The organism is Paraburkholderia sp. BL6669N2 (genome assembly GCF_003387275.1).
GTDB lineage: Bacteria > Pseudomonadota > Gammaproteobacteria > Burkholderiales > Burkholderiaceae > Paraburkholderia.
On the sequence record NZ_QUNA01000001.1, the window covers coordinates 859,009 to 872,869 of the forward strand.

At 65.2% G+C, this 13,861-nt stretch carries 10 protein-coding genes; 8 read left to right on the forward strand and 2 right to left on the reverse strand.

Annotated features, from left to right (window positions below; translation table 11 throughout):
• The first annotated feature begins 301 nt into the window (after nucleotides 1-301).
• The 4 genes from B0G80_RS03865 (at nucleotide 302) to B0G80_RS03880 (ending at nucleotide 5,692) form a co-directional block, all read left to right on the forward strand.
• Nucleotides 302-1,927, forward strand: a complete 1,626-nt coding sequence (locus tag B0G80_RS03865; protein WP_220377439.1) for an MFS transporter — start codon at nucleotides 302-304, stop codon at nucleotides 1,925-1,927.
• 12 nt (nucleotides 1,928-1,939) lie between these two features.
• Nucleotides 1,940-3,016, forward strand: a complete 1,077-nt coding sequence (locus tag B0G80_RS03870; protein ID WP_116117051.1) for an HlyD family secretion protein — start codon at nucleotides 1,940-1,942, stop codon at nucleotides 3,014-3,016.
• Entirely contained in the window at nucleotides 3,013-4,551 is a 1,539-nt protein-coding gene (locus tag B0G80_RS03875; RefSeq protein ID WP_116117052.1) for an efflux transporter outer membrane subunit, read from the forward strand. The genes B0G80_RS03870 and B0G80_RS03875 overlap by 4 nt, the downstream gene beginning before the upstream one ends.
• 244 nt (nucleotides 4,552-4,795) lie before the next feature.
• The gene (locus B0G80_RS03880) at nucleotides 4,796-5,692 is read left to right on the forward strand and encodes a fructose bisphosphate aldolase (protein WP_116119505.1); all 897 of its coding nucleotides are present in this window, start codon (nucleotides 4,796-4,798) and stop codon (nucleotides 5,690-5,692) included.
• A 267-nt stretch (nucleotides 5,693-5,959) separates the two neighbouring features.
• On the opposite strand, the gene B0G80_RS03885 is transcribed toward B0G80_RS03880, so the two are convergent.
• The gene (locus B0G80_RS03885) at nucleotides 5,960-6,619 is read right to left on the reverse strand and encodes an NADPH-dependent F420 reductase (RefSeq protein ID WP_116117053.1); all 660 of its coding nucleotides are present in this window, start codon (nucleotides 6,617-6,619) and stop codon (nucleotides 5,960-5,962) included.
• A 133-nt stretch (nucleotides 6,620-6,752) separates the two neighbouring features.
• Between B0G80_RS03885 and B0G80_RS03890 the strand changes: the two genes are divergently transcribed.
• The 4 genes from B0G80_RS03890 (at nucleotide 6,753) to B0G80_RS03905 (ending at nucleotide 13,310) form a co-directional block, all read left to right on the forward strand.
• The gene (locus B0G80_RS03890; RefSeq protein ID WP_116117054.1) at nucleotides 6,753-7,649 is read left to right on the forward strand and encodes a LysR family transcriptional regulator; all 897 of its coding nucleotides are present in this window, start codon (nucleotides 6,753-6,755) and stop codon (nucleotides 7,647-7,649) included.
• A gap of 341 nt (nucleotides 7,650-7,990) precedes the next feature.
• Nucleotides 7,991-8,569, forward strand: coding sequence for a DUF2760 domain-containing protein (locus B0G80_RS03895; RefSeq protein WP_116117055.1), 579 nt, complete (start codon nucleotides 7,991-7,993; stop codon nucleotides 8,567-8,569).
• Nucleotides 8,566-10,425, forward strand: coding sequence for an Hsp70 family protein (locus tag B0G80_RS03900; protein ID WP_116117056.1), 1,860 nt, complete (start codon nucleotides 8,566-8,568; stop codon nucleotides 10,423-10,425). The genes B0G80_RS03895 and B0G80_RS03900 overlap by 4 nt, the downstream gene beginning before the upstream one ends.
• Nucleotides 10,422-13,310 carry an Hsp70 family protein gene (locus tag B0G80_RS03905; RefSeq protein ID WP_181919901.1) on the forward strand — a complete coding sequence of 963 codons (2,889 nt, stop codon included), beginning with the start codon at nucleotides 10,422-10,424 and terminating at the stop codon, nucleotides 13,308-13,310. Before B0G80_RS03900 ends, B0G80_RS03905 begins: the two co-directional genes overlap by 4 nt.
• On the opposite strand, the gene B0G80_RS03910 is transcribed toward B0G80_RS03905, so the two are convergent.
• On the reverse strand, nucleotides 13,307-13,576 hold the full coding sequence (locus B0G80_RS03910; RefSeq protein ID WP_258193545.1) for a hypothetical protein: 270 nt from the start codon (nucleotides 13,574-13,576) through the stop codon (nucleotides 13,307-13,309). The two genes, B0G80_RS03905 and B0G80_RS03910, sit on opposite strands and share 4 nt — an antisense overlap.
• Between the last annotated feature and the right edge of the window lie 285 nt (nucleotides 13,577-13,861).

Genomic DNA, 13,861 nt, shown 5'->3' on the forward strand with positions numbered 1-13,861 from the left:
AGATCATTTCCAGGCGAGTATGTTGTCCTTGTCACTGTGGTGACATTGGCTGGATTTGAGAGTGGAATGGACCGATGTGCGGCCTTTTTTGACCTCAGGAGAGCAGACCTGTCTTCTGGAATGAAATGAACTCGTAGCGTGGCAGTAAGACGTGAGCGAACCGGCTGGAACTAGCGCAGGAAAAACGATAAGGTCAGCGAATCGGACCTCTTTGCGGAGCGTCCGGGGTCTTTTCAGACGTCGGGCGTGGCAGGGAAATATCCGACGTAATACCCCATCAAATACGGGTGGCTGGACTCTTATGAATAGCGCCAACTCACCGCTGCCTGGAACGGGAGAGCCGAAGCTTTCGTCATCGTCGGCGCCTGTCTCCGTACCCGCCACATGGACGCCGGCACAGCAAACGTCCACAGAAGCGCAACTGCCCCTACGCCTCGCCATCGGCCTGCTCGGCATGTTGCTGGCCTCTCTGCTGGCGATACTGAACGAACAGGTCACCGCAGTGGCGCTCGCGGATATTCGCGGCGCGTTCTCGATCGGACGGGACGACGGAACCTGGCTGACCACCCTGTTCGAAGCGACCAACGTCGCCACCATGGTATTCGCGCCGTGGTTCGGCGTGACGTTTACGCTCAGGCGCTTTACGATCGGCGCCGTGCTCGCCGTCATGGTCCTTGGATTGCTCTGCCCGTTTGCACCGAACCTGCTGACGCTGTATGTATTGCGCACGCTGCAGGGCGTCGCCGGCGGCTGTCTGCCGCCGATGCTGATCATCGTCGCGCTGCGTTATCTGCCGCCGAAGGTCAAGTTATACGGGCTCGCGGGCTATGCGCTGACCGCGACCTTCGGACCGGCGCTCGGCACGCCGCTCGCCGCGTTGTGGACAGAATACGTCGGCTGGCAAATGGCCTTCTGGCAGATCGTGCCGCTGGGACTCATCAGCTGCGTGGCAATCTATCAGGGACTGCCGGCGGATCCCGCCAGACTCGAACGGCTGCGTTCGTTCAACTGGACCGGCTTCCTGCTCGGGTATCCCGCCATCGCCATGCTCGTGATCGGCCTGCTGCAGGGTGATCGCCTCGACTGGCTGAACTCCACCTTCATCTCCACGATGTTTTGCGGCGGGACGCTGTTGCTCGCGGCGTTTCTCGTCAACGAATGGTTTCATCCTGTGCCGTTTTTCAAGCTTCAGTTGCTTGCGCGCAGGAACTTCGCGCATGGGCTGCTGACCCTGGTGGGGGCGGTAATCCTGCTGGTGAGCGTTGCCGCCATACCCAGTCAGTATCTCGCGCAGATTCACGGTTACAGGCCGCTGCAAACCACGCCGCTGTTTTTGCTGGTGGCCATTCCCCTTCTGATTGCGCTGCCCGCGACCGCCGCGCTGCTCAATCTCCAGCAGGTCGACCACCGCTGGGTCATGGCCGCCGGACTTTGCCTGATGGCCATCTCGTGCTTTCTGGGAAGCTTCGTCACCTCCGACTGGATTCGCAATAATTTCTACTGGCTTCAGTCGTTACAGATCCTCGCGCAACCGATGGTCATCATGGGAATCCTGATGGGCGTCACGACCGGCCTGCCGCCAACGGAGGGCCCGTTTGCCTCGGCCATGTTCAACACAGTCAAGACATTTTCCGGCGCCGCCGCAAGCGGTCTCATTGAAGGTCTCGGCACGGCGCGCGAGCATTTTCATTCGGGCATGCTGGTCGACCACCTGGGCAACAACGCGCTGATCATGAGCCAGAGCCTCGATGCCGCTCACGGTCTCGGGGAACTCGCACACCGGATCCACGAGCAGGCCGTCGTGCTCACGTCGGCGGATCTCTATCGCGTGATGGCGGGCATCGCCGTCGCCTTTCTTTTCGTTATCCCGGTGTTGCCCGTGCGGGTCTATCCGCCCTGGAGCACGACGCAGCCCTCCTCCCGTTAAGCGACGCTATCCATGTCATCCGCTACCCGACTTTCTCCCGGAACGATTCGTCTTGCCGCGTTCGCGGTCATACTCGGCGCTGCCGTGCTGGCCTGTATAGCGCTGTTTTCCAGTTCATCCAGCGAGACCACGAACGATGCGTATGTGACAGCCGATTTCACGCTGGTCGCACCGCGTGTCGCAGGTCAGGTTTCGGAGGTGCTCGTCGAAGATAACCAGCAGGTCAAGGCCGGTCAATTGCTGGTTCGCATCGACGATCGCGACTTTCGCGCCGCGTTGATGAGCGCCGAGGCGGACGTGGTGGCGGCTAAAGCATCGGTGGCGAACTACGAGGCCGAGATTGCGCGGCAGCCCGCGCTCGTCGATCAGGCGCGTGCCACGCTGCGCGCAGACGATGCGACGCTCGAATTCGCGCGCGCCAACGCCGCGCGCTACCGCAATCTCTCGGAGACCGGTGCGGGAACGACCCAGGAGCAGCAGCATGCCGCGAGCGCGCTGGCCGAGGAACTCGCGCAGCAGGCGCGCAACCGCGCCGCACTCGTGGCGACCGGGCAGAACCTCGACGTTCTGAAGACACAGCGCGACAAGGCGGCGGGTGCGTTGGCCCACGCCGAAGCCATGCTCGAACAGGCGAAACTCAACCTGTCGTACACGGAGATTCATGCGCCCATCGACGGCAAGGTCGGGCGGCGTTCGGCACGCGTCGGCGCATTCGTGACAACCGGCGCGCCGCTGCTTGCGATCGTCCCGCTGTCGGACGCCTATATCGTCGCCAACTACCAGGAGAACCAGCTCGCCCGGATGCGCCCCGGCGACACGGTCCGTATCAAGGTCGACAGCATGCCTGATGTGACGATCCGCGGACACGTCGATAGTCTTGCACCCGCTACGGGTGTGAGCTTCGCGCCTATCGCACCCGACAACGCAACGGGCAACTTCACCAAGATCGTGCAGCGCGTGCCGGTCAGGATCACCATCGATCACGGACAGCAGGCCGCGTCTGCATTGAGCGTCGGGTTGTCGGTGGAAACGGAGGTCGCCGTCGGCAAGCGCGCCGATACGCGGGTCGCGGGAGCGGACACGAAATGAGCGCGAGCGACTTCTCCCTGCGCACGCCGGCGCTCGCGTTGCTGCTGTGCTCCCTGCTCACGGGCTGCCTGGTGGGCCCGAACTTCGAAGCTCCGCAGACGGCCACGCCCGATGTGTTCAACCGCACCCGGAGCGCGCAGGCCGCGAGCAAGGCTGTCGAATCCGGATTCACGCCGCAATGGTGGACGCTGTTCGACGATCCGATACTAGACTCGCTCGAACAGCAGCTGACCGACGCAAACCTGGATGTCGCGGCGGCCTCGGCGCGTCTGCGGCAAAGCCGGGCGCAACAGCGCATTGCCGGTGCCGACCAATATCCGACGCTGACCGGCGCCGCCTCCTACAACCGCGAGCGCGGCAGTCCGAACGGCATCCTGTCGCTGCTTGGCGTCACGCCGACGGTAAGTCAGACGCAGTCGGCCTCGGGCAGCGCGCCGCTCGGTGTCGCGCCGTTGCCGGGCGCCAAGGGCTCGCCCGCTTACGATCTGTACCAGTTCGGCTTCGACGCGTCATGGGAGCTCGACTTCTGGGGCCGCGTGCGACGCGGTGTCGAGGCCGCCTCGGCGCTCTCCGATGCCTCGTACGAGGACCGTAACGCGATCCTGCTGTCCGCCCGCGCCGAACTCGCGCGCGACTACATCCAGTTGCGCGACACACAGGCGCTGCTGCAGATCGCGAAACAGAACCTCGACATCGCCCACGATGCCACGAAGCTCACGCAGAACCGCGTGCATGAAGGCGTCACGACGGACCTGGACGTGGCCAACGCGATGGCCCAGGCGGAGTCGATCGAAAGCCTGATCCCGACGCTCGAATCGCGCAGCACGACCACGATCAATGCGATAGGCGTGCTGCTGGCGAAGGAGCCGGGCGCGTTGCAACCGGTGCTCGCCGAGCCGCGCGATGTGCCGGCACTGCCCGACCAGGTGCCGATCGGCGTGCCGTCGGAACTGGTGCAGCGCCGGCCCGACATCCGCAAAGCCGAGGCCCAGCTGCATGCGGCCACCGCGACGATCGGCATGGCGAAGGCCGACTTCTATCCGCGCATCTCGCTGAACGGCAGCGCCGGATTCCAGAGTCTGCAACTGTCGAATCTCGCCGACTGGGCGTCCGGCCAGTTTGTCGTGGGACCGTCGATCACGCTGCCGATCTTCGAAGGCGGACGTCTCAAGGGCACGCTTCATCTGCGCGAGGCACAACAGCAGGAGGCGGCGATCGTCTACCAGCATACCGTGCTTCAGGCATGGCGCGAGGTGGACGACGCGCTGGTCGTCTATGACGCCGAACAGCGCCGGCGCGACCGGTTGAAAACGGTTGTCGGTCTGAACCAGCGTGCGCTGTCGATCGCGCAGCAACGGTACAAGGCGGGTGCGGTCGATTTCCTCGACGTGCTGAATGTGCAGAGACAACTGCTTGAAGCGCAGAGCAATCTTGAGCAAAGCAGGGCTGAAGCCGACGCGAACCTCATTACGCTGTGCAAGGTGCTGGGTGGTGGATGGGAATCGACGTATGCCAGGCAGGACAGTGCTCGCTGACTGCACCTGTCGCGATCGCAATGAGCACGTAGTCCCGTTCACGCCGATCCACTGATACCCTCGCGCGGCGCCCGAACGCCATACCCAAAGAATGCCCGCACCAGGCGACTAGCTGCGCCGGCCACCGTTTTTTCGCCAAATCCGACATTTGCATTAACATCGTGACACTGAACGTATGCAACTCGACGCGTCGCGACCGGACGTGCTGGTTCGATATTCCACTGTGAAAGAGAGGGAGACGATCGTGGCTGATGAGAAGATGCTGGCGCAAGTTTGTGAAAAGCAGGGATTTTTTGCCGCCCTGGACCAGAGCGGCGGATCGACCCCTGGCGCACTGCGGCTGTACGGCATTCCGGAGAGCGCCTACAACGGTGACGCCGAAATGTTCAAACTGATACACGAGATGCGCGTGCGTATCATCACGGCGCCCGCCTTTACGGGGGACAAAATCATCGGCGCCATTCTGTTCGAGGCGACCATGGACGGACAGGCTCAGGGCAAGCCCGTTCCGCGCTTTCTGTGGGAAGACCGCGGCGTCGTGCCCTTCCTGAAGGTCGACAAGGGCCTGCAAGCCGAAGCGGACGGTGTCCAGTTGATGAAGCCGATTCCTGGCCTGGACGATCTGCTCGCCCGGGCCGTGAAGCTCGGCATCTGCGGCACCAAGATGCGATCGGTCATCAATCTGAATTCGCAAAACGGGATCGCCGCGATCGTCAAGCAACAGTTCGAACTGGCGGCGCAGATCGATGCGCACGGCCTCCTGCCGATCCTCGAACCCGAGATTTCGATCAAGAGTCCGGACAAGCCCGGCGCGGAAGCCACCCTCCGCGCGGAACTGACCAAAGGTCTCGACGCGTTGCCGGATAGCCGCCGCGTGATGCTCAAGCTGACCATACCTGATGCGGCCGACTTCTATCGTCCGCTGATCGAGCACCCGCGAGTCGCACGAGTGGTGGCGCTGTCCGGCGGCTACACGCGCGCCGACGCGTGCAAACGGCTCGCTTCGAATCACGGCATGATCGCCAGCTTTTCGAGGGCATTGATCAACGAGCTCAAGGAATCGATGAGCGACAGCGAGTTCGACGCGGCGCTCAAGAAGGCCGTCGACGAAATCTATCAGGCCTCCGTCGTCAAGGTTTGAATCGACTTTCGGGAGACGGTGCCCGGCGGATCGAGGCCCCAGTCCGTCGAAGGTGAACAGCTTGTTTTGTCCGGCCTCATGGCCGGACAAAACTCGCGGCCTGGTGCGCCGCGAATTCTTCCTCGCTCGTTCGCGCAAAGAGCGGCACGGCCCGGCGCATCTCATCGTCTCGCGGGACCGTTTTCGAAGCGCGCTGCACTTACACAGCTGACGATGGCGGCCGACCCATGTGCCGTCGGCTCGAATGTGGCGCTATTCGCCCGTCACTCAATGCCGCCACGACCCATGCGCCATCTCCACATCCCGCTGTGCCGCGGCTAATCCTTCCAGCATGCCGGCTCGATCGAGCGCAATGCAATACACCGGCTTGGCGCGCTCAAAGCGCCAACTGTCCGCCAGCGCGCCGGCATCGACGGGATCGAAACCGAACTGATCCAGCAGTTCGCTTACGACGCGTTTGGCTGATTCATCGTCACCGGCGAACGGCAGCGCGCGACGCTTCGCTGTATGCGGCGCCGAGCCGTCGGTTTCGAGGTCCCTCGCCAGAATCGCGTTGAAGGCTTTCACCACGCGAGCGCCGGGCAACGCCGCCGCGAGCAACTGGCTGGTGGTCGTGGCGTGGCTGGCGAGCGCCTCAATCTCGCCGTCGCGCTCGGGATAGTGATTGCACGTGTCGATCGCGATCTTGCCGTCGAGCGCCGCCGCCGGCAACGCGTCGATGCTGCTGAACGGCACGGCGACCACGACCACTTCGCCGAACCTCGCCGCCTCCTGCGAGGTGCCCACCGCGCAGCCGAGCGCCGCAGCGGTACTGATCAAGGTCCGCGGATCGCGCGAATTGCTGATCATGACTTCGTGACCATTTTGCTTCGCCAACGTCGCCATCGCGCGGCCGATAAAGCCGGCGCCGAGAATGCCTATCTTCATGTTTCACACTCCATGCATGTCCGAGGATCGCTCCGACGAGCCACGCTCGCCGGTGAGAACCACTATGATTCAAAACTTGGATGGGATAAACACGCGAAATTCGACGACTGTCGAAAGCAGGAATGGGGAAACCATGGATCGACTGACCAGCATGGCAATCTTCGTCAAAACCGCCGACAGCGGCTCGTTCGCCGCGGCGGCGCTCGCGTTCGGCATCTCGTCGCAGATGGCCGGCAAGCACGTGAGCACGCTCGAAGAGCGCGTCGGCGCCCGGCTGCTGAACCGCACCACGCGCCGCCAGAGCCTCACCGAAATCGGCCAGATTTTCTATGAGCGCTGCAAGGCGCTGCTCGCCGACGCGGCAGCGGCGGAGTCGGTCGCTCAGGAACTGTCGGCCTCGCCACGCGGACGCCTGCGCATTACCGCGCCCGTCACGTTCGGCGCCTGCTGTCTCGCGCCGCTGATCACGCGCTATCTGAAAGCGCATCCCGAGGTGCGGGTCGAGTTGACATTGACGGACCGCTTTGTCGATCTGATCGACGAGGGTTACGAGGCGGCGGTCCGCCTCGGCGCGCTGTCGGATTCGTCGCTGATCGCGCGGCCGTTGATGCCGTACCGGCTGGTCGCGTGCGCATCGCCCGGTTATCTGGCGGAACGCGGCGAACCACGCACGCCGCGGGACCTGACCGCACACGAGTGTCTGAGCTTCGTCTACACGAGCATGCCGGCCGCCACCGAATGGCATTTCGCCGATGCCCAGGGCGAACAGGCGGTGCCGATTGCCGGCCGCTTCGAAGTCAACGACGTGAAGGCGCTGCTGGCCGCCGCGCTCAACGGCGGCGGCGTGATGCTCGCTCCAGAAGTGGCCGTGAAAGACGAACTCGCGGCGGGCCGCCTCGTGCGCCTGCTGACCGGCTACGAAGCGACCGCGCGGCCGATGCATCTGGTATTCCCCGCCAGCCGCGTCACGCCGAAACTGCGCGCGTTCATCGACCAGGTGGTGGCCGAATTCGGCCCGCACAAGGCGTGAACCCCGCGTGAACCCTGCGTGAACCCTACGTGAACTTCGCGCGAACGAGCCGCACGGAAAGGCTCATCACACACCCGCGACAAGCCGCCAATCTCGCCGCATTGCCCGCTAGAATGGCCGCCTTTGCCCGCGTCGGGCTCGCCGCAAGGCAAAATACGGGTTTTGCGCGCGCCGACCGCGCCGCGCAGCCCGATAAATCAGACGCCGGCGGCACGCCTGCCGACGGCCTTCGCAAACTCGCATGACGATCGCCCGCTCAAGCCCAACGGGACTCCAGCGGCCGGCCGCGTGCGGCGCAGTCAGGACAGCTCGTCCTCTAACAGAGCACCTCAGGAGCATTTATGACCGATTCGAACCCATCCTTCCTCGGCAGGATTTCCCTGGCCGTAGGCACGTTCTTCCGCATCCTCGGCGATGGCGAATTCGCCGCCGGAGTGCTGCGTCTGCGTGACGGTGGCGTTGCCGCCAGCGCCGCGCCCGCCCCGGCTCCCACGCCGGCGCCTGCACCCGCGCAGCAACCCGCGCCCGTGCTGAAGGAAGCCAGCCCCGACGCCGCCTTGCAACTGCTCGGCCTGCTGCAACGCGACGCGCGATTCATCGATTTCGTCGAGGAAGACATCAAGAACTATAGCGACGCCGATATCGGCGCGGCCGCGCGCCTCGTGCACGACGGTTGCCGCGCGACGCTGCGCGAGCACTTCACGATCCGCCCGGTGCGCGACGAAGCCGAAGGCAGCCGCGTCACGCTGGCCGAAGGTTTCGACGCGGCTTCGATTCGCCTGACCGGCAATGTCGTCGGCAAGGCGCCGTTCAACGGCAGCATCAGCCATCGCGGCTGGCGCGTCGACGAAGTACGTCTGCCGAAGCTCACGGACAGCCACAACGCGAAAGTGATCGCACCGGCCGAGGTGGAGCTATGAGCGACGCACGCCAATCACGCTACGCCATCGGCATCGATCTGGGCACCACGCACTGCGCGCTGTCCTATGTGGACACCAGCGCCAGCGACGGCGAAAAGACCTCGCAAGGCGTGCTGCCGATCGCGCAGCTCACGGGCCCCGGCGCGATCGACAATCTCGATCTGCTGCCCTCGTTCCTGTATCTGCCGCACCCTGACGAACTCGCCTCGGGCGATCTGTATCTGCCGTGGACCGGCCAGCGCGAATTCGCGGTCGGCGAATTCGCCCGCAGTCGCGGCGCAGCTACGCCGATCCGGCTCGTGTCGAGCGCGAAGAGCTGGTTGTGCCATCCGGGCGTCGACCGGCGCGCGGCGATTCTGCCCAACGACGCGCCGCCCGAAGTCGCACGCGTCTCGCCGCTCGAAAGCTCGGTGCGTTATCTGACGCACTTGCGCGAAGCCTGGGACCACGCGCATCCCGACGCACCGTTCGGCGAGCAGGACATCACGGTGACGATCCCGGCATCGTTCGACCCGGCCGCGCGCGAACTGACCGCCGAAGCCGCCGAGGCCGCGGGCTTCGGCCGCATGACGCTGCTCGAAGAACCGCAGGCCGCGCTGTATAGCTGGATCCAGAAGAGCGGCGGCGACTGGCGCAAGCAGGTCAAGATCGGCGACATCATCCTCGTGGTCGATGTAGGCGGCGGTACGACCGACCTCTCGCTGATCGCCGTGATCGAGCGCGAAGGCAATCTCGAACTGCATCGCGTGGCGGTCGGCGAACACATTCTGCTCGGCGGCGACAACATGGACCTCGCGCTTGCGCACGTGGTCGCGCGCAAGCTGGCGGCAGCCGGCACCCAGGCCGACGCCTGGCAGTTGCGCGCCCTCACCTACGCGTGCCGCTCGGCCAAGGAAACGCTGCTCAGCGATCCGGCCACCGACACCGTGCCGCTCGTCGTGCCGAGCCGCGGCTCGAAGCTGATCGGCGGTTCGATCCGCACCGAACTCACGCGCGCCGAATTGACCCAGACGATTCTCGAAGGCTTCTTCCCGCAGGTGGACAGCGCCGCGCGTCCGGTGAGCCGCGCGCGCGCCGGTCTGACGCAACTCGGTCTGCCGTATGCGCAGGACGCCGGCATCACGCGTCATCTGGCGGCGTTCCTCGGCCGGCAGGTGGGCGCCCTCGCTGAACTGGCGGGAACGAGCGGCATTGCGGCTGCGGAGAACGCGAGCTTCCTGCATCCCACGGCGGTGCTGTTCAACGGCGGCGTGTTCAAGTCGCCGCTGCTGGTCGAACGCATCATGGGCACGCTGAACAACTGGCTCGCCGCCGAAGGCGCGGCGCCGGCACGGCTGCTCGAAGGCGCCGATCTCGATCTCGCCGTGGCGCGCGGCGCGGCCTATTACGGCTATGTGCGACGCGGCCGCGGCGTGCGGATTCGCGGCGGCACGGCGCGCGCGTACTACATCGCGATCGAATCGGCGATGCCCGCCGTGCCCGGCCTCGAACCGCCGATCCAGGCGCTGTGCGTGGCGCCCTTCGGCATGGAGGAAGGCACCGAGGCCGAACTGCCCGCGCAGGAATTCGGCCTCGTGGTCGGCGAGCCGGTGCACTTCCGCTTCTTCGGGTCGTCGGTGCGTCGCCAGGATCAGGTCGGCACACTGCTCGACTTCTGGGGCCCGGAGGAATTGCAGGAACTCGAAGAGATACAGGCGACACTGCCCGCGTCAGGCCGCAACGCCGGTGAAGTCGTGCCGGTGAAGCTGCACGCGCGCGTCACCGAAGCGGGCGCGCTCGAACTCGAAGCCGTGCCGCGCGGCACCGACGAGCGCTGGAAAGTCGAGTTCGACGTGCGCGGCAACGCGAATGCGTGAATGAGATGAAGCGGTATAGCGTCGGTATCGATCTCGGCACCAGCAACACGGTGCTCGCCTATGCGGAGGCGGGATCGCCGGATGGGTCGCCGCTTATCCGCGTCTTCGAGATCGAGCAGCTGGTGAGCCCCGGCGAAGTGGCGGCGCGGCCGCTTCTGCCCTCGGTGCGCTATCAGGCGGCGCAAGGCGAACTGAACCCCGGCGATCTGCAATTGCCGTGGTCCGGTGCGGATCAGAGCGGCGCGCGCAAAGATCCACAGCAGGACGCGCAACCGGTCGTGATCGGCCGGCTCGCGCGCGTGCTGGGCGCTCAGGTGCCGGGCCGGCTGGTGTCGAGCGCGAAGAGTTGGCTCTCGCATGCGTCGGTGGATCGCACCGCGCCGATCCTGCCGTGGGGCGCCGCCGACGACGTCCGCAAAGTCTCGCCGGTCGAAGCCAGCGCGAGCTATCTGGCGCACGTGCGCGCGGCCTGGAACCAGCGTTTTCCAGACGCGCCGCTCGAACACCAGGACGTGGTGCTGACAGTGCCGGCATCGTTCGACGAAGGCGCGCGAGCGTTGACCGTGGAAGCCGCCCGCATGGCCGGCTTGCCTGCTTTGAGGCTGCTGGAGGAGCCGCAAGCAGCCTTCTACGACTGGCTGTTTCATCATCGCGAGCAACTGGCAAGCGAACTCGCGGACACCCGTCTCGTGCTGATCTGCGACGTGGGCGGCGGCACCACCGACCTCACGCTGATCGAAGTCGGCCTGCGCGACGGCGAGCCGCAACTCACGCGCATCGGCGTGGGCAATCATCTGATGCTCGGCGGCGACAACATGGACCTGGCGCTCGCGCATCTGGTGGAAGCGCGGCTGCCGGGCGGCTCGAACCAGCCGGGCGAGCGAGCGCGTTTGTCGGCGGCGAGCCTGTCGCAACTGGTCGAGCGTTGCCGCAACGCCAAGGAACAGCTGCTCGGCGCGCAGGCGCCCGACTCCACGTCGATCACATTGCTGGGCGCGGGCTCGAAGCTGATCGGCGGCGCGCGCACCGCGCAAGTCACGCGCGACGAGGTCGAACGGATCATCGTCGACGGGTTCTTTCCGGCGGTGGCGTCGCATGAACGGCCTGGGCGGCCGCGTGGCGCGATCGTCGAATTCGGCCTGCCCTATGCGACCGATGCCGCCGTCACGCGTCATATCGCGGCGTTTCTGAGCCGCTTCGCGGCACAGTCGCGCAAGGCGCTGGGCATCGTCGAGTCCGCCGGTTCACCGGACGAAGCAACGCTGCCAGTGCCCGACACATTGCTGCTCAACGGCGGCGTGTTCCGCGCCGAAGCGCTCACGCAGCGTCTGGCCAGCACCTTGGGCACGTGGCGCGGCGCAGCGCTCAACGTGCTGCACAACGACAATCCCGACGTGGCCGTGGCGCGCGGCGCGGTCGCCTATTCGCTCGCGCGCTCGGGCAACGCGCCGAAAATCGGCGGCGGCTCGCCGCGCAGCTACTTCCTCGTGCTCGACGAAACCGGCGACGGCAAAACCGATGCCGAGCCTGTGCAACGCGGCATCTGCCTGCTGCCGCGCGGCACGGAAGAAGGCCACGAGATTCTGATCGCGGATCGCACCTTCGCGCTGCGTCTCGGGCATCCGGTGCGGTTTCACCTTGTCTCGTCGAGCGCGGATACGGTGTATCGGCCCGGCGAACTGATCGATCTGGCCGATGGCGATTTTGTCCGCCTGCCGCCGCTCGCGACCATCGTGCAGCCGCGCGGCGCAAAGAGCGCGCGCGAGACCGCGGTGCGGATCGCGACGTCGCTCACCGAAGTGGGCACGCTCGACGTCCATTGCATTGAACTCGACAATCCCGCGCAGCGCTGGCTGCTCGAATTCCAGTTGCGCCGTGAAGACGCGCAAGCAAACCTGGCTGACGACGCCGCGCCGGCTCGCCATCCGGCGCTCGACCAGGCGATCGACCACATCGACCGCTGCTTCGGCTCGCGCGCGCAGAAAGTCGATCCCAAGGAAGTCAAACGCCTGCGCTCGCAACTCGAACAACTGCTGGGCCCGCGCGAAAGCTGGAACAGCGCGTTGCTGCGCGAACTGTTCGGCGCACTGTGGGAACGCGCGCGCCGCCGGCGCCGTTCGGCGGATCACGAACGCCTCTGGCTGAATCTGGCCGGCTATTGCGTGCGGCCCGGCTTCGGCTATCCACTCGACGAATGGCGCGTCGAACAACTCTGGTCGCTGTTCGACGACGGCATCCAGTACGTCAACGAAAGCCAGGTCTGGTCGGAATGGTGGACGCTCTGGCGGCGCGCCGCCGGCGGCCTCGACGAAAGCGCGCAACTGCGCGTGCTCGACGCCATGGCCTATCTGCAAGGCGCCGCGCAATCGCGCCACAAGCTGCCGTTCGACGTGGCGAAAACCGGCTTTGCCGACATGGTCCGGCTGAGCGCGTCGCTCGAACGGATTCCTGTGGAGCGCAAGATCGAGCTTGGCGAATCGGTGCTGACGCGTCTGAAGAAGCCTGCTGAGAATCATCAAAGCTGGTGGGCGGTCGGCCGTATCGGTGCGCGGCGGCCGTTCTACGGCAGTGCGCACAGCGTCGTGCCGCCGGAGACTGCCGGCGCATGGCTCAACGCGATCCTCGCGCTCGACTGGAAGAAGGTCGATCCCGCGGCGTTCGCCGCCGCGCAGATCGCCCGCCTGACCGGCGACCGCTCGCGCGACCTGCCCGAAGACCTCCGTCTAGCGGTAGTGCGCCGCCTCGAAGCGGCCAACGCGCCGCGCGCGTGGATCACCATGGTGAGCGAGAGCGTCGAACTCGATAACGCCGATGAAGGCCGCGTGTTCGGCGAGTCGCTGCCGGCGGGACTGAAGCTGATCGGGAGCGGAGGCTCGCGCGACTAGTGCAGCTCGAAATTTAGCACCGCTTCCGCCGCGAGCGCGTCCTTGCGATTCTTGAGGCTCTCGGCCAGCAGATCACGGAAGATGAGCGCGGTGTCGGCGCCGTGCTGCTCGCGAAATCCGTTCAGCACTTCAGCAATGGCGGTTCGTTGCGTGATCGGTGTCAACGTGCTGGCAATATACGAACTGCCGCGCGCCAACTCCATCATGTAGGTGGATCTGCACAGCGCCTTGTCTGCCTCTCGAGCGGATTTTCGTCCGTTACGCATCGTTGTCGTTCTCGGTTGTTTTTTTGTTGCGCGTGCAACCAGCGGCTCCTTCCGCCGGCGAGGCGAAGCGCTCTCATGCTCCGCTCTGACGCAACCATCTCCTTCTATCTGAACAGTTCAAGCTTAAGAGAACCTTATGCGTAGTGGATAAAAGCTCACGCGGACGCACGCCTGAGAAACGCAATCCATTCGCTCGATGGCAATCGGAATGTTTTGCTGCATGCGTCATTGCCTTTGGGGCTTCATATGCAAAAAAGGCCGGAAAATGAACTGCACCCCAAAAGT

Coding starts and splice junctions, on each gene's coding strand:
- B0G80_RS03900 (WP_116117056.1), top strand. CDS start 8,566: ATGAGCGACGCACGCCAATCACGCTACGCCATCGGCATCGATCTGGGC.
- B0G80_RS03870 (WP_116117051.1), top strand. CDS start 1,940: ATGTCATCCGCTACCCGACTTTCTCCCGGAACGATTCGTCTTGCCGCG.
- B0G80_RS03885 (WP_116117053.1), bottom strand. CDS start 6,619: ATGAAGATAGGCATTCTCGGCGCCGGCTTTATCGGCCGCGCGATGGCG.
- B0G80_RS03890 (WP_116117054.1), top strand. CDS start 6,753: ATGGATCGACTGACCAGCATGGCAATCTTCGTCAAAACCGCCGACAGC.
- B0G80_RS03895 (WP_116117055.1), top strand. CDS start 7,991: ATGACCGATTCGAACCCATCCTTCCTCGGCAGGATTTCCCTGGCCGTA.
- B0G80_RS03875 (WP_116117052.1), top strand. CDS start 3,013: ATGAGCGCGAGCGACTTCTCCCTGCGCACGCCGGCGCTCGCGTTGCTG.
- B0G80_RS03910 (WP_258193545.1), bottom strand. CDS start 13,576: ATGCGTAACGGACGAAAATCCGCTCGAGAGGCAGACAAGGCGCTGTGC.
- B0G80_RS03865 (WP_220377439.1), top strand. CDS start 302: ATGAATAGCGCCAACTCACCGCTGCCTGGAACGGGAGAGCCGAAGCTT.